We start from the raw sequence: 18,097 nt of genomic DNA, 5'->3' as shown, positions 1-18,097 counted from the left end.
TGCCTTTGTGCCTGCTCAGTTTTCCGAGAGAGCCACCTTCATATCGGTGACCTGATAGATCACCTCGCCATCTGCCTCGACCCGGCCATTGGCGACCCCCATGGTCAGGCGCCGCGTCTGCACCGCCTTGGTGAAATCCACATAATAGGTCAGCATCTTGCGGTCCGGCCGCACCATGCCGGTGAGTTTCACCTCGCCCACGCCCAGCGCATAGCCGCGCCCCTGCCAGCCGCGCCAGCCAAGGTTGAAGCCGGTCAGTTGCCAGAGCCCATCGAGCCCGAGACAGCCGGGCATGATCGGGTTGCCGGGGAAATGGCATTTGAAAAACCACAGGTCCGGGGTGATGTCGAATTCCGCCACCACATGCCCTTTGCCATGCGCGCCGCCATCACCGGAAATCTCGGTGATGCGGTCCATCATCAGCATGGGTGGTTCGGGCAATTGGGCGTTGCCCGGTCCGAACAACTCGCCTCGGGCACATTTAAGCAGGTCGTCACGGTCGAAGCTGCTTGGATAATCGGCCATGCAGGCGGCCCCCTTTATTGCAAATACCGGTCTCTGCCCCCTCTATCATCCCGCAAAAGGCGCATGCAAGCCTGCGACAACACCGCCCCTCGATTTGGCCGGCGCAGGAAATTAATTGAAACCACCCCCATGCAGGCCCTATATTGGTGGAAACACGGGATGAACGACACGATGACAGCCAATGCCACGATGCCCACTGAGGCCGGAACGATTGCCGGAAAATGGCTTTCTGATGCAGGATTGAGGCCCACGCGGCAGCGCATGACGCTGGCCACGCTGCTGATCGGCGATGGCAAACACCGCCACGTGACCGCCGAGAGCCTCTATGCCGATGCGCAAAACAGCGATGAGGCGGTGTCCTTGGCCACCGTCTACAACACCTTGCGCGCCTTTTGCGACGCGGGTCTCTTGCAAGAAGTGACGGTGGATGGCTCGAAGAGCTATTTTGACACCAACACGGTCGATCATCCGCATTTCTACTGGGAAGACGAGAACCGGCTGAGCGACGCCCCGGCTGCCGAGTTGGAAATCGCCCGCCTGCCCAAGGCCCCGGACGGGGCCGAGATCACCTCGGTGGATGTGGTGATCCGCCTGCGCCGCACCAAGTGATCCCGCGCAGCATGCGTGCTGTCAGCTACACGCGCTTTGGCGCGCCCGGCGATGTTCTGGAATTGAGCGAATTGGAAACCCCCGCCCCCGAGGCGGGCGAGGTTCTGGTGCGACTGCATGTCTCGGGGGTCAACCCGTCGGATGCCAAGGCGCGGGCGGGCAACCGGCCCGGCGTCACGAAACCCGCCTATCCGCGAATCATCCCGCATTCGGACGGGGCCGGCGTGATCGCGGCGGTGGGGACGGGCGTCAATCCGGGCCGCATCGGTCAGCGCGTCTGGGTCTGGAATGGCCAGTGGCAGCGCAGCCACGGCACCGCCGCCGATTTCATCGCCCTGCCCGCAGAGCAAGCCGTGCCTTTGCCAGAGGGCGTGTCGTTCGACGTGGGTGCCACGCTCGGAATTCCGGGGCTGACGGCAGCGCAAACGGTGTTTGGCGGCGGCGATGTGGCGGGACAGACACTCCTGATCTCGGGGGGCGCGGGGGCGGTCGGGCATAATGCCGTGCAATTGGCCCATGCCGCCGGGGCTGAGGTGATCGCAACCTGCTCAGCCCCGGCGATGGAGCGGGTGCGCGCGGCGGGCGCGCGCCATGTGTTCGACTACGCCGATCCCGATCTCGCGGCGCAGATCATGGCGGCGACGGCTGGGCGCGGTGTTGCCCGTGCCATCGAGGTGGAATTCGGCCAGAACGCCGCTTTGCTGGCCGAGGTGATGGCCCCCAACGGCACCATCGCCGCCTATGGCTCGGGCAAGGACATGGCCCCGACGCTGCCCTTTGGCCCCTATCTTTTCAAGGCGCTCAAGATCGACATCACGCTGATCTATATTCTGCCGTGGCCCGCGCGCGAGGCGGCAATTGCACGTCTGCATGCCGCCCTTGAGGCGGGCACGCTGCGCCCGGAGATTGCGATGCGCCTGCCGATGGCGGACTGTGCCGCGGCGCATGAGGCGGTGATGACACCGGGACGCGCGGGCGCGGTGCTGCTCGATATCGGCTAAACGGCCCTGAGCGGCGGGCGCGCCGCAAACCGCCTTGATACGCTTACATTTTATCAAAATTTGACAAGAATCCGCTCCCCGCCCGGGAATATGTTCCGGGGCGGCACGTTTCCACACAACGAGATCATCAACACGCTCATTGAATGACGAAGAGGAACGGATCATGACGACATCAGAACTCAGCAGGCGCTTTTTTCTTGCGGCGCTCGGCGGCGGCGCGTTGACGGGGGCCGCCGGATGCATTCCGGATATGCCGGTGACGCGCCTGCCGGGGGCCTCGGCGCAGCTTGGGTTTGGTCTATGGGCGGGGGTGCCGGGCGCGAAATTCGGGGATCGGGTAGACCGGACCGTCGGGGTGCGCCGGATCGTGGGGCCGCGCACATGGACCCATCCGGTGACAGGCCAGCGGATGACGGTCTATGTGCGCACGAAACAGGAAAGTTCCGGCACCAAGACAAGCTATTATACGCTGCGCCCGGATGGCACGGCGCTGGCGCGGGTTCTGGACAAAAGACCGGGGGCCGCCGACAGGTACTTCACCGGCGATGCCTTTGTGCCGGTCGGGCCATGGCGGAGCGGGATGGCCAAGAGCTATGCGATGGCGCAACACTCAAGCGGCACGGCGACGCAGTTCACGGTAACGATCCGCGTGACGAAAGCGACCTTTACCCACAAGGGGCGTTCCGGTTCGATGGAATATATCTGGACCGAGCGGAACCAATCGGGGCGCAAGACAAAGGAACTGCGCTATGTCTACAGCCCCGGCATCGGCATGGCGGATGTCAAAAACCTGATGAAATGAGCGGGGGCGCGACCGGGATCAGAGCAGATTGCGCATGATCGGGGTCACATCGCCCCGGCCGTCGAGCCGGGGCCTCCACGCTGCTGCGGTGAGGTCCCGGGTCAAGTCCGGAACGGGTGTGGGTTCGATCAGCGCAACACGCCCCGGAAAACTCCGGTCGCGCCCCTTGGCACGTGGAGGCCTAGGCGATGGCCACCAGTTCGATGGCAAAGGTCAGGTCCTTGCCCGCGAGCGGGTGGTTGGCGTCGAGCACGACCTCGGTGTCGGACACTTCGGCCACCGTCACCGGCAGAACCTGACCCTGCGGCGTCTGCATCTGCAACTGTGTGCCCGGATCAAGCGGGATTTCCGCCGGAATGTCCGCGCGCGGCACGGCCTGACGGGCGTTGGGATCAGGCTGGCCATAGGCCATGTCGGCGGGCACCTCTACCATCTTCTTGTCACCCACGACCATGCCGGGGATCGCGGCATCGAGGCCGGGGATGATCTGGCCGGAGCCCACGGTGAATTCGAGCGGATCGCGGCCCGCGCTCGAATCAAAGGTGGCACCATCGGCCAGCGTGCCAGTGTAGTGAATACGGACGGTATCGCCCGGTTTGACCTGCGTCATGGGATTTCCAATCTGTTGGGGGGGATGGGTTTGCAAGGCCACGCAGAATTGCGCGGGTGCTTGATGCGACTGAGGGGTAATTTAGGCAACCCGATCCGGATTTGCAAACCAAAGCCTGCCGCTCACGCGCCCGTGTGCGCCGGGCCCTTCCCTTTTCCTGCAAATCCGTGACAGTCTGCGCGCAACCATCGAGGGGGATACCATGCCGATTACCACCTGCATTTTCGATGCCTATGGCACGCTCTTTGACGTGGCCGCCGCCGCGCGCAATGCCGCGACGGAACCGGGCCGCGAGGTCTTTGCCCGGCATTGGCCCGCGATTGCGGAAAAATGGCGGCTGAAACAGTTGCAATACACCTGGCTGCGCGCGGTGATGGGCCAGCATACCGGGTTCTGGCAAGTGACACAGGACGGGCTGGATTGGGCGCTGGAATCGGAGGGGTTGCAAGACGATACCGACCTGCGCGACCGCCTCCTGCAGCTCTATTGGGAGTTGGAGGCCTATGCAGAGGTGCCCGCCATGCTGCGCGCCCTGAAAACGGCGGGGATGAATACCGCGATCCTGTCGAATGGCGCGCCGGATATGTTGCAGGGGGCGGTGAAATCGGCCGGGATTGGCGATCTGCTCGACGATGTGCTGTCGGTCGAAAGCGTGGGCATCTTCAAGCCTGCGCGCGTGGTCTACGATCTGGTGGGGCAGCGGTTTGGCTGTGCGCCGGACGAGGTGCTTTTTGTCTCGTCGAATGGCTGGGATGCCTCTGCCGCGTCGGGCTATGGGTTCACAACCGCATGGGTCAACCGCGCGGGCGATCCGGTGGACCGCCTGCCCGCGACACCGCACCGGCAGCTGCGCGACCTGACCGGCATTCCCGATCTGGTGCGCGGCTGATGGCGCGGTTTACCACGTCCGATGGTCTCTCGCTGTATTTCACCGATGAGGGTGCCGGCGCGCCGGTCCTCTGCCTGGCCGGGCTGACACGCAACAACGCCGATTTCAGCTTTGTCTTGCCCCATCTGGCGGGGCATCGCGTGATCTGCATGGATTATCGCGGGCGCGGGCAATCGGATCATGCGCCCGATTTCATGTCCTATAACATCCTGCGCGAAGGACAGGATGCGATCGAACTGATGGATCACCTGGGCCTGGATCGCGTCACGCTGATCGGCACCTCGCGCGGCGGGCTGATCGGCATGGCGCTGGCCTATGGGCACCCCGCGCGCCTGAGCGGTGTCGTGCTCAATGACATCGGGCCAGAGGTGGCCCCGATCGGGATCGAACGGATCATGGATTATGTGGGCAATGAGCCGGCGCAGCCCGATCTGGACAGTTGCGCCGCCGCCCTTGCCCATGTCCATGCCGAAGGATTTCCCGGTGTGCCGCTGGATCGCTGGCGGCAACAGGCAGAATTCATGTTCCACGAGAAACCGGGCGGGGGCCTTGGCCTGCGCTATGATGCGCGGCTGCGCGATGCGCTGGTGGGCCAGGCGGGCGCGGGCGAGGCGGTGGACCTCTGGCCGCTGTTCGACGCGCTCAAGGATATTCCCACCGCCGCCATCCGGGGGGCGAATTCCGACCTCTTGAGCCTTGAAACCTTTGCCAAAATGCAGGAGCGTCATCCGGGGCTGATCACCGCCACGGTGCCCGACCGGGGCCATGTGCCCTTTCTCGATGAACCCCACGCGCTTGCCGCAATTCACGCCCTCCTGGACCAGATAAAATGACCGACATCACGATGATCCGCGCCGCCGCCGCCCGTCTGGCGGGCCATGCAAGGCGCACGCCGCTTTTGTCCTCGCCCTTTCTCGACGAGATCGCCGGACGGCGCGTATTCGTCAAACCAGAGTGCCTGCAGCACACAGGCAGCTTCAAGTATCGCGGCGCGCGCGCGGCCGTTTCGGCACTCGATGAGGGAACCCGCGCGCGGGGCGTGATCGCCTTTTCCTCGGGCAACCACGCGCAGGGCGTGGCGCTGGCGGCGCGGCAATTCGGGGTGCCCAGCGTGATCATCATGCCCGCCGATGCGCCGCGCATGAAGATCGACAACACCCGCGCGCTGGGGGCAGAGGTTGTGCTCTATGACCGCGCCACCGAGGATCGCGACGCCATCGGCGCCGCGCTGAGTTCTGAACGCGGTCTGACGCTGATCAAACCCTATGACGAGCCGGAGGTGATCGCAGGCCAAGGCTCTGTCGGTCTTGAGATTGCCGAGGATGCGGCAGCCATGGGCATCACCCGCGCCGATGTGCTGGTCTGTTGCGGCGGCGGCGGGCTGACCTCGGGCATCGCCCTTGCGCTGGAGGCGGAAGGCCCGGGGCTTCGCGCGCGCCCCTGCGAGCCGGAGGAGTTCGACGATGTGACCCGCTCACTGGCATCGGGGCAGGTGATGCGCAACGCGCGCACCTCAGGCAGTCTCTGCGATGCCATCGTGACACCGCAACCGGGCAATATCACCTTTCCGATCCTGCGGCGGCTCTGTGGCCCGGGGCTGGTCGTGAGCGAAGACGAGGCGCTGCACGCCGTGGCGCTGGCCTTTGCCCGGCTCAAGCTGGTGGCGGAACCGGGCGGTGCCGTGGCGCTGGCGGCGGCGCTCTTTCGCCGTGACGAGATCGAGGGCGACGCGGTGTTCGTCACCATTTCGGGCGGCAATGTGGATGCCGATGTGTTCCAGTCGGCGCTCACCCGATTTGCCTGAGGGGGGGACAATGGCATTTCTCGAACTGGACGATGTGACCCTGCATTACCTCGACGAGGGCGACCCCGAGGGCGCGCCCCTCGTCTTTGCCCATGCGCTGGGCACTGGCACATTTCTCTGGGATGCTGTGGTGCCGCTCTTGCCCGCCGGCCTGCGGATCATCCGTTATGACGCGCGCGGGCATGGGCAATCCTCGACCCCGCCCGCGCCCTATGCCATGGGCGCGCTCATCCGCGATGCCGAGCGGCTGTTGGATCATTTGCAGGTGCGTGAGGCGATGTTCGTCGGCCTCTCGATTGGCGGCATGGTCGCGCAGGGGCTGGCGGTGAAGCGCCCGGACCTCATTCGCGCGCTGGTGCTGTCCAACACCGGGGCCAAGATCGGCACGCCCAAGCTCTGGGCCGAACGGATCGCCACGGCGCGCCGTGCGGGTGGCATGGCAGAGCTGGCGCGCGGATCGTGCGAGCGCTGGTTCACGCGCAGCTATCTCAAGGAAAACAAGCACCTGCCGTGGTTCGAGCGGCTCTGCCAGCACGACCCGGAGGGCTATGCCGGTTGTGCCGCCGCGATTTCCGGCACGGATTTCTACACGCCCACCTCGGGCTTGCGTATTCCGACGCTGGGCATTGCCGGGGCCGAGGATGGCTCGACCCCGCCGGACCTTGTGCGCGAGACGGTGGACCTGATCCCCGGCTCGCAATTCGCGCTGATGCGCCGAACCGGGCATGTGCCGCCCGTGGATCAGCCTGCGGACTATGCGCGGCTGCTGTCGGACTTCCTGCACGCCACCGGGCATATCGGTGCTGCCTGACAGAAACCCGCTTGCGGTGGTGGGCGAATTCGGATCACCTGCGCATAGCATCGGAAGGGAGGCCCCATGCAGACCATAAAAGCCGCCGTTTGCCATGAGTTTGGCGCACCCCTCGTGATCGAAGAAGTGCATCTGCGCGCCCCCGAGGCGGGTGAGGTGCAGGTCGAGATCAAGGCCGTGGCGATTTGCCACTCGGATATTTCCTATGCGATGGGTGGCTGGGGCGGCGCGCTGCCCGCAGTCTATGGCCATGAGGCCGCAGGCCGGGTCAGCGCCGTGGGCACGGGCGTCAGCGGTTTTGCGCCGGGCGATCCGGTGGTGGTCACGCTCATTCGCGCCTGCGGGCAGTGCGCGCCCTGTGCGACAGGCCGCCCCACGGGCTGCGAGACACCGCAGGACGACGGCAATGGCCCGCTTTCGACCCTTTCGGGCGGCGCGCTGCATCAGGCCATGGCCTGCGGGGCCTTTGCCGCATCCGTGGTTGTGCATCACAGCCAGATCGTGAAGATTCCGCAAGGGATCGACATGGCGGCAGCCAGCCTTCTGGCCTGCGGCGTGATCACTGGCGTGGGGGCCGTGATCAATGCGGCGCAGTTGCGCGCTGGGCAGGACGTGGTTGTGATCGGCGCGGGCGGTGTCGGGCTCAACGCCATTCAGGGCGCGCGCATCGCGGGCGCACGGCGCATCGTGGCCGTGGACATGACAGAGGACAAGCTGGCCGCCGCCCGTGAATTCGGGGCGACCGATGGTGTCTTGGCGAGTGAAGAAAAGCCGTGGCGCAGCGCCAAGGCGGCGATGGGGCGCGGGGCCGATGTGGTGCTTGTGACCGTGGGCGCGGCCAAGGCCTATGATCTGGCGCCGCGCTATCTGGCAAACGGGGGCCGGGTGATCATGGTCGGCATGCCCCACAGCGGCCACGCCTCGAGCTATGAGGCCGCGAGTTTTGCCGCCATGGGGCAATCCATGATCGGCTCCAAGATGGGCGAGGCGGTGATCCGCCGTGACATCCCTTGGATGGTCGATCTTTATGCCCAGGGGCGGCTCAAGCTCGACGAGTTGATTTCGCGGCGGTGGCGGTTTGACCAGATCAACGCCGCCATCGAAGACACCAAATCCGGTCACGCCCGGCGCAATGTAATCGTATTCGAATGACCGGCCTTCATCTGGCCTGAAATACCTCGGGGGTCGGGGGGCAGCGCCCCCCGCGCTCTCCACCTCGACCACCCTCCACGGAGTCTGACAAGACATGAAGCTTAAAGACCTCGATATCATCGTGACCTCACCCCCCGCGCCCGGCTGGGGCGGGCGCTATTGGATCCTCGTCAAGCTGACCACCGATGACGGGATCACCGGCTGGGGGGAGTGCTATGCCGCGAGCGTCGGGCCGGACGCCATGCGCGCGGTGATCGAGGATGTGTTCGCCCGCCATATGGAGGGCGAAAACCCCGAGAATATCGAACTGATGTTCCGCCGCGCCTATTCGTCCGGCTTCACGCAGCGCCCGGACCTGACGGTCATCGGGGCGTTCTCCGGGCTGGAAATCGCGTGCTGGGACGTCTTAGGCAAGGCGCGGGGGCGTCCTGTCTGGGCGCTCTTGGGCGGCAAGATGAACCCGCGCATCCGCGCCTATACCTATCTCTATCCCCTGCCCCATCATCCTATCACGCCATTCTGGACCTCGGCCGATATGGCGGCCGAGAGTGCGGCGGACTGCGTGGCGCGCGGCTATACGGCGGTCAAGTTCGACCCCGCAGGCCCCTACACCCTGCGCGGCGGCCATATACCCGCGATGACGGACATATCGCTCTCGGTCGAGTTCTGCCGCAAGATCCGCGCGGCGGTGGGCGACAAGGCCGATCTGCTCTTTGGCACCCATGGGCAGTTCACCACGGCGGGCGCAATCCGTCTGGGCCAGGCGCTCGAACCCTATTCGCCGCTCTGGTACGAAGAGCCGGTTCCGCCCGACAATGTGGGCGCGATGGCGCAGGTGGCGCGGGCGGTGCGCATCCCTGTGGCCACAGGCGAGCGGCTGACCACCAAGGCCGAATTTGCGCCTGTGCTGCGCGAGGGTGCGGCGGCGATTCTGCAACCGGCCCTGGGCCGTGCGGGCGGTATCTGGGAGATGAAGAAAGTCGCCGCCATGGCCGAGGTCTATAACGCGCAGATGGCCCCGCATCTCTATGCCGGGCCGGTGGAATGGGCGGCAAACGTGCATTTTGCCGCCTCAATCCCCAATATCCTGATGTGCGAGAGCATCGAGACCCCGTTCCATGACGCGCTGATCAAGGGCAGCATCCGGGTTGAGGGCGGCTATATCACCCCGCCCGAGACCCCCGGTCTGGGGATCGAAGTGGATGAGGATCTCGCGCGCGCCAACCCCTATCGCGGCACCGGCCTGCATCTGGAAATGCAGGAGGCGCCTTGCGATTATACCAATGGCAACGCCTTTGCCGGAGGGGCACCACACGAAGAGGGCTGATGCTCAGCCCCCGATCTTGTCGCCACGTTGCAGGCGCACCGGGATTTCGCGGGCGAGTTTCAGCAGATGGGCCATATAGGGTTTGTCTGCGTCATCGTCGCGGATCGCGGCATAGAGGCGTTTGGTCTTGCCTGTCGCGGTGAGCGGGCGGGTGACATAATCCGTGCTGGTCTTGACCTCGCGCACCACCCAATCAGGCAGCACGGCGACACCGCGGTTGGAGGCGACGAGCAGCAGGATCACCGCCGTCAGTTCGACCTGTCGGATGCTCTTGGGTTCGACCTTGGCGGGGGTCAGCAATTCGGTAAAGACATCCAGCCGCGAGCGGTCCACCGGATAGGTGATCAGCACCTCGTCGCGAAAATCCGCCGCCTCGACATAGGGTTTCTGCGCCAGAGGATGCTGGCTCGAGGCGACAAAGACCGGCTCGTAATCAAAGAGCGGCTTAAAGCTGATTCCCGGCAGATCCTCGGGGTCGGACGAGACCACAAGATCCACCTCTTCCTTTTGCAGCGCGGGCAGCGCGTCAAAGGCCAGACCGGGGCGAATATCGACATCGACCTCGCCCCAAGTCTTGCGAAAGCGCTCCAGCACGGGAAAGAGCCATTCGAAACAGGCATGACATTCAATGGCGATATGCAGCCGTCCGGCGCTGCCTTCGCGTAGCCCGTCGAATTCAGCTTCCAGCGCCTCGATCTCGGGCAGGATTTTTTCCGCCAGCCGCAGCAGGCGCTGACCGGCAGCCGAGAGGCGCAAGGGCTTGGAACGCCTCACAAAAAGCTCGACGCCGGTCTGATCCTCAAGCCCCTTGATCTGGTGGCTGAGCGCCGATTGGGTGATGTGCAGCAGGTCCGCCGCCCGCGCCAGCCCCCCGGCCTGATGAATGGCACGGATGGTTTTCAGGTGCCGGAACTCGATGTGCATTATTAGCGAACCTCATTCAAACCATGAATTTAATGAAGTTGTCTCACATTGCTGCGCCTGCAACAAGGGGACAACAGATAGCACGCCTGCACAGGATGACCCCAGATGAAAACGCCGCGTATCTCTTTTGAATTCTTCCCGCCCAAGACCTTGGAGGCCTCGTTTCGCCTTTGGGAGACGATCCACACGCTTGCCCCGCTCGATCCGCGCTTTGTCTCTGTGACCTATGGCGCAGGCGGCACCACCCGCGAATTGACCCGCGAGGCGGTGGGCACGCTGCACAAGGCCACGGGCCTGAATGTGGCGGCGCACCTGACCTGCGTCGATGCCAGCCGCGCCGAGACACTGGAGATTGCCGAGCAATTCGCCGCAGCAGGCGTGTCCGAGATTGTCGCCCTGCGCGGCGATCCGCCCAAAGGCGCGAACGGGTTTGTGCCCCACCCGCAAGGCTTCGCCAATAGCTGCGACCTGATCTCGGCCTTGGCCGACACCGGCAAGTTCACCATTCGCGTCGGCGCCTACCCTGAAAAGCACCCCGAGGCTGCGGATCGACGCGCCGACATCGACTGGCTCAAGCGCAAGATTGACGCAGGCGCGTCCGAGGCGATCACGCAGTTCTTCTTTGAGGCCGAGACCTTCTTTCGGTTCCGCGACGCCTGCGCGGCGGCGGGGATCAATGCGCCGATCATTCCGGGCATCCTGCCGATTGAAAACTGGGTCGGTGCGCGCAAATTCGCGCTCTCCTGCGGCACGCAAGTGCCGGCTTGGCTGGATGAGGCGTTTGACAAGGCCATCCGCGACAACCGGCATGACCTTTTGGCAACCGCGCTCTGCACGGAACTGTGCAGCGACCTGCTAGAGGGTGGGGTCGAAGACCTGCATTTCTACACGCTCAATCGCCCCGAATTGACCCGCGACGTCTGTCACGCGCTGGGCGTGACACCCAAGGTGACGCTGCGCGACGTCGCCTGAGCGCTTGCCGCCCGCGTCGGCCCCGCCTACCCTGAGAGGAGCAGGGACAGGAGGGGCCGACATGCCGTCACATCACGCCACATCGCTGGAAGAGCTGCCGGATCTGGCGGCGGTCTTGGTGCGGTCCGGCCTGGACTTCATCCAAGACATGATCGCAGGCCGCCTGCCCGGCCCCCCGATCGGAGCCACGCTGGGATTTTCGGCCATCGAGGCCATGCACGGGCATGTGGTGTTCGAAGGGGCAGCACGGTTTGACGTGACCAACCCGATGCGCGGCGTGCATGGTGGCTGGTACGGGGCGATCCTCGACAGTTGCATGGGCTGTGCGGTGATGACGGCACTCGAGCGCGGCGAGACCTACACGACCCTCGAATACAAGGTGAACATCATTCGCGCCCTGCCGCTTGACGTGCCGGTGCGGGCCATTGGCACGCTCGAGCACAAGGGGCGCTCGACCGCCGTCGCGCGGGGGGAATTGCGCGGGCGGGACGATGGGCGGCTCTATGCCACGGGCACGACCACCTGCCTGGTGATGCGCCCGGACAGCGCATAGGTGCCCGCCTGCGCAGCACCCCCTTGCACAGCGCCTTGCCCGCGCGTAAACCGCGCCCGATACATCGGCTCAGGACTGCACCCATGCCCGTTCTCGTGATGAAATTCGGCGGCACATCGGTCGCCAATATCGACCGCATCCGCCGCGCTGCCAAGCGCGTGGGGCTGGAAGTGGCCAAGGGCTATGACGTCATCGTCATCGTCTCGGCCATGTCGGGCAAGACCAACGAACTGGTGGGCTGGGTGAACGAGATTTCGCCGCTGCATGACGCGCGCGAATATGACGCCGTGGTCAGCGCGGGCGAGAATGTGACGGCGGGCCTGATGGCGCTCACGTTGCAGGAAATGGACATCCCGGCGCGCAGTTGGCAGGGCTGGCAGGTGCCGCTCAAGACCAATTCCGCGCATTCCGCCGCCCGGATCGAGGAGATTCCGACCGACAACATCAATGGCCGCTTTGCCCAAGGCATGCGCGTGGCCGTTGTCGCCGGGTTCCAGGGCATCAGCCCCGAGGGGCGGATCACCACGCTGGGCCGGGGCGGGTCGGATACCACCGCCGTGGCCTTTGCCGCCGCCTTTGACGCAGAGCGCTGCGACATCTACACCGATGTGGACGGGGTCTATACCACCGACCCACGCATCACCTCCAAGGCGCGCAAGCTCGAAAAGATCGCCTTCGAGGAAATGCTGGAACTGGCCTCGCTGGGGGCCAAGGTGCTGCAAACCCGTTCCGTGGAACTGGCGATGCGCTATAATGTGAAACTGCGCGTGCTCAGCAGTTTCGAGGAACCATCTGATGAAGCCGGCACACTGGTCTGCGCCGAGGAGGAAATCATGGAATCACAGGTTGTCAGCGGCATCGCCTATTCCCGAGACGAGGCGAAAATGACGCTTATCTCGGTGGCGGACCGTCCCGGCATCGCCGCCGCCATCTTTGGACCCCTGTCCGAGGCGGGGGTCAATGTCGATATGATCATCCAGAATATCGCCGAAGAGGGGCGCACCGACATGACCTTTTCCTGTCCGACGGATCAGGTCATACGCGCCGAAAAGGCGCTGCGCGAGGCCAAGGAACGCGGCGACATCAACTATCACGACCTGATCGCCGATACCAATGTGGCCAAGATTTCGGCCGTGGGCATCGGCATGCGCAGCCAATCGGGCGTTGCCGCCAAGATGTTCAAGACGCTCAGCGATGAAGGAATCAACATCAAGGTGATTGCAACCTCCGAGATAAAGATTTCCGTGCTGATCGACCGGAAATACATGGAACTCGCGGTGCAGGCGCTGCATGATGCCTTCGAGTTGGACAAAGCGGCCTGACCCGGCCCCAATTTTATCCCTGCCGGGTCTGGCCAATCCCTGAATCCGCCCCGGGGGACCGCCGCCTATGACCGAGCATTTCAAGACCGACAGCCGCCAGATGCTGGGCCGTTTGCGCGCCATCATGGCCGAGGATGCGGGCGGGCAGACGCGACTTGACCAGATCACGCGCCTCATTGCCGAGGAAATGCGGATCGAAGTGTGTTCGATCTATCTCTTCCGCGATGAGGATACGCTGGAACTTTGCGCGACCGAGGGTCTGAAGGCCGAGGCCGTGCACCAGACCCGGATGCGCATGGGCGAGGGTCTGGTGGGCCGTGTGGCGCGCACCGGCGAGGTGATCAACACCGACAATGCCCCGGCAGAGCCCGGATTTCGCTACATGCCGGAAACCGGGGAAGAGGCCTATTCGTCCTTTCTGGGCGTGCCGGTCCAGCGGCTTGGCGAGAAACTGGGCGTTCTGGTCGTGCAATCGAAACAGGCGCGGCTCTTTTCGGAAGAGGAGATCTATGCGGTCGAGGTGGTCGCCATGGTTCTGGCGGAAATGGCCGAACTGGGTGCCTTCGTGGGCGAAGGGGCGGCCATGTCGGCGCGCCACCAGCAAGCGGTGCTGTTTCGCGGCACCAGCGCGCAGGAGGGCACGGCGCAGGGCCGCGTCTGGCTGCACGAGCCGCGCGTGGTTGTCACCAACCCCATCGCCGACGATCCGGTGCGCGAGCTGGCGCGGCTGAATGAGGCGGTCGAGACGCTGCGCGTGGGCGTGGACCGGATGCTGAGCTCCGCCAAGGGTGGCGACAAGGATCAGACCGAAATTCTGGAAGCCTACCGCATGTTCGCCAATTCCAAGGGCTGGATGCGCCGGATGGAGGCCAATATCGACAGTGGTCTGTCGGCAGAGGCCGCCGTGGAAAAGGAACAATCCGCCGCCCGCGCCCGCATGACCCAAGTGACCGATGCCTATCTGCGTGAGCGTCTGCACGATCTCGACGACCTCTCGAACCGGCTGTTGCGCATCCTGACCGGACAGGGCAACGAGACCGGCGCCGACATGCCTCCCGATCCCATTCTCATCGCCCGCAACATCGGCCCGGCGGAGTTGCTCGATTATGGCCGCAGCCTCAAGGGGATCGTGCTGGAAGAGGGATCGGTCGGCTCTCATGCCGCGATTGTCGCGCGGGCGCTGGCGATTCCGCTGGTGATCCATGCCAATCGCATCACCACCGAGGCGCTGAATGGAGATCCGATCCTTGTTGATGGCGATCAGGGGATTGTCCATCTACGGCCCGACGATACCGTGGTATCGGCCTTTCGCGACAAGATGGCGATGCAGGCCGAAGCGCAGCAGCGCTATGCCTCGATCCGCGACAAGCCTGCCGAAACGCTGTGTGGTCAGCGGATAAAGCTCAAGATGAATGCGGGCCTCATGGCCGACCTGCCCAGCCTTGTCGGGTCGGGCGCCGAGGGCGTTGGCCTTTTCCGCACAGAATTGCAGTTCCTGATCCGCAACCACATGCCCAAACGGGCCGAATTGTCAGAACTCTACGCGCGGGTGATGGATGCCGCGGGGGAGCAGCGCGTGGTGTTTCGGACGCTCGACATCGGCTCGGACAAGGTGCTGCCCTATATGAAGCCCAATGACGAACCCAACCCTGCGATGGGCTGGCGGGCGATCCGGGTGGGGCTGGACAAGCCGGGCGTCATGCGGATGCAGCTTCAGGCGCTCATTCGCGCGGCCAAGGGGCGCCCCCTGACCATCATGTTCCCGTTTGTGGCGCAACGCGACGAATTCACCGCCGCCCGCGCCGAAATGGACAAGGCACTGGAGCGCGAGCGTATTCTTGGCCATCCGATCCCCGAACAGATCGAAGTGGGCGCGATGCTGGAAACCCCGTCGCTGGCCTTTGCGCCGGATACCTTTTATTCCGAGGTGGATTTCATCTCGGTGGGGGGTAACGACCTAAAGCAGTTCTTTTTTGCCGCCGACCGCGAGAACGAGCGCGTGCGCCGCCGCTATGACACGCTCAACATCAGTTTTCTCAATTTCCTCGAAGGTATTGTCTATCGCTGTGCAACGCTGGGCACACCGCTGAGTTTTTGTGGCGAGGATGCGGGTCGCCCCATTGAGGCCGCCTGTCTGGCCGCCATCGGATTTCGCACCCTGTCGATGCGCCCCGCCTCGATCGGTCCGGTCAAAAGCCTGTTGCGACGGATTGATTTGGGGGGATTGCGGGATGTGATCCATGCCGAGCGCGCCGGCGGCGCGCAGACCGTGCGCCCGGCGGTGATGGACTATCTGCGCGAACAGATGTGAGGTGTTTACCTCAGTGGCCCCCACCCCCGGCAAGGCCCACGCCCGACACCAGCGATCCCCAAACCTTGATGCGCAGCCCCGCTGCCTTGACCACCCCGGTGGCCGCGATGACATGGCCGAAAAAGCCGGGCAGATTGGTGGTATAGGTCTGCACCATGCAGCCGCTGCCATCGAGCATGATTTTTTCATGTTCGGGATGGACCAGTTCGAGATAGACGAGGATCGAACCGCGCCGCAGCATTTCTGCGGGGTCCATCAGGCGGCCACCGGGTACGATTTGCCCCGTGGAAATCGCCGGCTGGACCGAGACCACCCGCGCAGGCAGGACCGCATTGCGGAACGAAAGGCTGAGGTTGCTGTCACAGGCAATCTCGGCGGGCATGCCGGGATAGATCGTGTTGTTCGCTGCCTGCGCGAAACCCGCTACCGTCCGCACTGGCACCCCCTCGTCGCGATCCGGGATGATCACCATTGCCGGGCTGAGGATCAGGGTCGACGCGGGGCTGCCCACGCTCAGCGCGAGCTGAGTGATCACGCCACCCGTGTAGCTATGGACTTCGGTCTGCGCCAAGGCGGCCTCTGCGCTGTGTAATGCGGCCTCGGCCGCACGGCGCTGCGCCGGAAGAGTTTCGGAAATATCGGTCTCGGCCAGTGCCACCTGTGCCTCTGCCGCCGCAACCCCGGCTTCGGCAATGGCAACCGAGGATTCCAGTTGGCGCACCGCATCGCGCGTGCCCACATTGCGTGTGACCAGCGTCAGTGCATTCTCCAGATCGACCTTGAGCTTTTCAAGCGACGCCTCAGCCTCGACCACCGAGGCCTGCGCCACCTTGAGCGTCTCGGCGGCCTTGCTCTCGGCGGCCTTGATCTTGGCGAATTCCGCCTCTGCCTGCTCTAGGCTGGCGCGCTGGCTGCGGTCGTCGACCCGGAACAGCAGATCGCCCGCCTCGACCCTCTGACCATTCCGCACGTTCAGCTCTGTCACCGGCCCGCTGGCCTGAGCCACCACGGAAATGGTGCGAAAGGGAACGATGCCCGAATAGGATTTGGGGTGGAAATAGAAGATGACGAGGAACAGCAGAAACGCCAGCACTGCCCAGATCAGGACTGCCGTGCGCATGTTCCAGACGCTCATCGCCTCACCCCGGCGCTTGAGCTGGAAATAGCGGATGATGACCGGGAAGGACGTCAGGAGAAGCTCAAGCATGGTCTCCCCCGTCTGTTTTGGAGGTCTCTGCGTGGGGCTCGTCTTGGCCCAGGCCACGCAGGTTGAACCGCGACCAATCTGCCATGAGCGCAATCAGAATGGCGCTGATCGGCAAGAGAATGTTGAAATGCCCGAGCGGAAAGATCTCGTAGAGCAGGGCGATTGTCAGCATGGTAGGGATGGTCTTGGCCAGTGGCGTGCCGTGCGATTGTCGCTCTGCCCAGCGATCAAAGGCCGCGTAGAGCGTGACCAGCCCGTAGATGACGCCAATCATCAGCGCGAGCGAGACCCAAGCCAGCGTGTCACCCTCGCCCGGTGACGCGAACCATCCGGGCAGCGCGGCACCATGTTCCCCTGTCGTTGCCATAGCTGAAATCCATAGTGACCAATGGATTCAGCCTATGGGCTGCGCTCACAAGATCAAGAAAATTATCGGCGGGGCTGCTCTTATTTGGGTCCGTGCGGCAGGGCCTGGATCAGGTGACGCGCCCCTGCGCGTCTTCGGCCCGGGCGCGAAACTCGGCGATCAGCGCCGCGTGGTCGCGGCCCGAGTCTATGGCCAGCCGCCGCAGCCCGAAATGCACCTGCGCCATATCCTGATAATAGCGGGTATAGGCATAGTTGGTCGCGGCCCCCGCTGCGGCCCCCAGAATGGGCACCGTCTGCGCCGCAAGCTTTTGCCCCATGACCGCCGCCAGACGCGGAGCCACCCGTGCAATCAGCGCATTGAGCGCGGGGCCCGTGACCGTCATCCGGCTGCCCAGAAAGCCCAGATTGGCCCCATCGTCACGCTCAAGCGGCCCTGCCGCCCCAAAGACCTGCACCGAGTCGAATCGCACGCCCGGCTCGGACGGATCAAACCCATGTTCCGCCGCCACATCCTGAATGGCGCGCAAGAGCACCGTGACCGTGACCGGCAATTCCGCCAGCGCCGTGGGCAGTCCGCCCATGCCGCCCATCGCCCCCATCGAGGTGGTCAGCGCGCGGGCCATCCAGCCTGGCTGATCGCCCACCACCCCGCGCGTGCGGTGCGCCATTTCGGCGGCCCGGCGCAGCGCCTCTTCGGTGCTCTCGTTGAGCCGCGCGCGTAGGGCAGGCGGCAGACGGTCGAGCAGCCCCTCGGCGCGGCCGCCCACGAGGTTGAGCAGGTCGATCACGCCATTACCCGCCTGCGCGTTGCGTGCCACCAGCGCGCGCAAGCGCCGCTCGGTCTCGGCCTCGTCAATCGGTCGGCCCAAAAGCTCCATTCGCGTGCCTCACCCTTGTTGTCCCGATTGA

The 18,097-nt window shown here is 64.5% G+C and carries 19 protein-coding genes; 13 read left to right on the top strand and 6 right to left on the bottom strand.

Annotated elements, in window-relative coordinates; genetic code table 11:
- Positions 1-15 precede the first annotated feature (15 nt).
- On the bottom strand, positions 16-525 hold the full coding sequence (fabA, locus tag ROSMUC_RS10680) for a bifunctional 3-hydroxydecanoyl-ACP dehydratase/trans-2-decenoyl-ACP isomerase (protein WP_008280595.1): 510 nt from the start codon (positions 523-525) through the stop codon (positions 16-18).
- 189 nt (positions 526-714) lie between these two features.
- Between fabA and irrA the strand changes: the two genes are divergently transcribed.
- From irrA to ROSMUC_RS10665, 3 genes are all read left to right on the top strand, one after another.
- Positions 715-1,134 carry an iron response transcriptional regulator IrrA gene (gene irrA / locus ROSMUC_RS10675; RefSeq protein ID WP_037273014.1) on the top strand — a complete coding sequence of 140 codons (420 nt, stop codon included), beginning with the start codon at positions 715-717 and terminating at the stop codon, positions 1,132-1,134.
- 11 nt (positions 1,135-1,145) lie between these two features.
- Positions 1,146-2,135, top strand: coding sequence for an NADPH:quinone reductase (locus tag ROSMUC_RS10670; RefSeq protein WP_037273012.1), 990 nt, complete (start codon positions 1,146-1,148; stop codon positions 2,133-2,135).
- Positions 2,136-2,298: 163 nt separating this feature from the next.
- The gene (locus ROSMUC_RS10665) at positions 2,299-2,937 is read left to right on the top strand and encodes a hypothetical protein (RefSeq protein WP_102105931.1); all 639 of its coding nucleotides are present in this window, start codon (positions 2,299-2,301) and stop codon (positions 2,935-2,937) included.
- 181 nt (positions 2,938-3,118) lie between these two features.
- On the opposite strand, the gene ROSMUC_RS10660 is transcribed toward ROSMUC_RS10665, so the two are convergent.
- Entirely contained in the window at positions 3,119-3,547 is a 429-nt protein-coding gene (locus tag ROSMUC_RS10660) for an FKBP-type peptidyl-prolyl cis-trans isomerase (RefSeq protein ID WP_037272783.1), read from the bottom strand.
- 202 nt (positions 3,548-3,749) lie between these two features.
- Here ROSMUC_RS10660 and ROSMUC_RS10655 point away from each other — a divergent pair, with 202 nt between their 5' ends.
- The 6 genes from ROSMUC_RS10655 (at position 3,750) to ROSMUC_RS10630 (ending at position 9,530) form a co-directional block, all read left to right on the top strand.
- The gene (locus tag ROSMUC_RS10655) at positions 3,750-4,436 is read left to right on the top strand and encodes a haloacid dehalogenase type II (RefSeq protein ID WP_037272781.1); all 687 of its coding nucleotides are present in this window, start codon (positions 3,750-3,752) and stop codon (positions 4,434-4,436) included.
- Positions 4,436-5,269 (top strand): alpha/beta fold hydrolase, encoded by an 834-nt coding sequence (locus tag ROSMUC_RS10650; RefSeq protein ID WP_037272779.1) that lies wholly within the window; start codon positions 4,436-4,438, stop codon positions 5,267-5,269. Before ROSMUC_RS10655 ends, ROSMUC_RS10650 begins: the two co-directional genes overlap by 1 nt.
- A complete protein-coding gene (locus ROSMUC_RS10645) occupies positions 5,266-6,240 on the top strand; it encodes a threonine ammonia-lyase (RefSeq protein WP_037272777.1) in 975 nt (324 codons plus the stop codon). The genes ROSMUC_RS10650 and ROSMUC_RS10645 overlap by 4 nt, the downstream gene beginning before the upstream one ends.
- Positions 6,241-6,250: 10 nt before the next feature.
- Positions 6,251-7,051, top strand: a complete 801-nt coding sequence (gene pcaD, locus ROSMUC_RS10640; RefSeq protein ID WP_037272774.1) for a 3-oxoadipate enol-lactonase — start codon at positions 6,251-6,253, stop codon at positions 7,049-7,051.
- Between the two features lie 66 nt (positions 7,052-7,117).
- Complete coding sequence (locus tag ROSMUC_RS10635) at positions 7,118-8,203, top strand: zinc-binding dehydrogenase (RefSeq protein ID WP_037272772.1); 1,086 nt, start codon at positions 7,118-7,120, stop codon at positions 8,201-8,203.
- A 94-nt stretch (positions 8,204-8,297) separates the two neighbouring features.
- Complete coding sequence (locus tag ROSMUC_RS10630) at positions 8,298-9,530, top strand: mandelate racemase/muconate lactonizing enzyme family protein (protein ID WP_037272769.1); 1,233 nt, start codon at positions 8,298-8,300, stop codon at positions 9,528-9,530.
- Between the two features lie 3 nt (positions 9,531-9,533).
- Here the strand turns inward: ROSMUC_RS10630 and ROSMUC_RS10625 are convergent, their stop codons facing one another.
- A complete protein-coding gene (locus ROSMUC_RS10625) occupies positions 9,534-10,454 on the bottom strand; it encodes a LysR family transcriptional regulator (RefSeq protein ID WP_037272766.1) in 921 nt (306 codons plus the stop codon).
- A gap of 105 nt (positions 10,455-10,559) precedes the next feature.
- Between ROSMUC_RS10625 and metF the strand changes: the two genes are divergently transcribed.
- The 4 genes from metF to ptsP all read left to right on the top strand — a co-directional run bounded on the left by metF (position 10,560) and on the right by ptsP (position 15,612).
- Positions 10,560-11,426 carry a methylenetetrahydrofolate reductase [NAD(P)H] gene (gene metF / locus ROSMUC_RS10620; protein ID WP_037272763.1) on the top strand — a complete coding sequence of 289 codons (867 nt, stop codon included), beginning with the start codon at positions 10,560-10,562 and terminating at the stop codon, positions 11,424-11,426.
- A gap of 61 nt (positions 11,427-11,487) precedes the next feature.
- Positions 11,488-11,979, top strand: coding sequence for a PaaI family thioesterase (locus ROSMUC_RS10615; RefSeq protein WP_037272760.1), 492 nt, complete (start codon positions 11,488-11,490; stop codon positions 11,977-11,979).
- Positions 11,980-12,062: 83 nt separating this feature from the next.
- Positions 12,063-13,301 carry an aspartate kinase gene (locus ROSMUC_RS10610; RefSeq protein WP_037272756.1) on the top strand — a complete coding sequence of 413 codons (1,239 nt, stop codon included), beginning with the start codon at positions 12,063-12,065 and terminating at the stop codon, positions 13,299-13,301.
- 67 nt (positions 13,302-13,368) lie between these two features.
- Complete coding sequence (gene ptsP / locus ROSMUC_RS10605) at positions 13,369-15,612, top strand: phosphoenolpyruvate--protein phosphotransferase (RefSeq protein ID WP_037272753.1); 2,244 nt, start codon at positions 13,369-13,371, stop codon at positions 15,610-15,612.
- 10 nt (positions 15,613-15,622) lie between these two features.
- On the opposite strand, the gene ROSMUC_RS10600 is transcribed toward ptsP, so the two are convergent.
- The 3 genes from ROSMUC_RS10600 to ROSMUC_RS10590 all read right to left on the bottom strand — a co-directional run bounded on the left by ROSMUC_RS10600 (position 15,623) and on the right by ROSMUC_RS10590 (position 18,066).
- Positions 15,623-16,819: an HlyD family secretion protein gene (locus ROSMUC_RS10600; protein ID WP_037272750.1), complete on the bottom strand. Its 1,197-nt coding sequence runs from the start codon at positions 16,817-16,819 to the stop codon at positions 15,623-15,625.
- Complete coding sequence (locus ROSMUC_RS10595; protein WP_037272748.1) at positions 16,812-17,186, bottom strand: hypothetical protein; 375 nt, start codon at positions 17,184-17,186, stop codon at positions 16,812-16,814. The genes ROSMUC_RS10600 and ROSMUC_RS10595 overlap by 8 nt, the downstream gene beginning before the upstream one ends.
- Positions 17,187-17,295: 109 nt before the next feature.
- Positions 17,296-18,066 (bottom strand): EcsC family protein, encoded by a 771-nt coding sequence (locus tag ROSMUC_RS10590; RefSeq protein ID WP_037272745.1) that lies wholly within the window; start codon positions 18,064-18,066, stop codon positions 17,296-17,298.
- Between the last annotated feature and the right edge of the window lie 31 nt (positions 18,067-18,097).

The sequence above is a fragment of the Roseovarius mucosus DSM 17069 genome, from assembly GCF_000768555.3.
Taxonomy (GTDB): domain Bacteria; phylum Pseudomonadota; class Alphaproteobacteria; order Rhodobacterales; family Rhodobacteraceae; genus Roseovarius; species Roseovarius mucosus.
The sequence above is the reverse complement of the archived record's forward strand: the minus strand, read 5'-3'. Positions and strand labels throughout refer to the sequence as shown.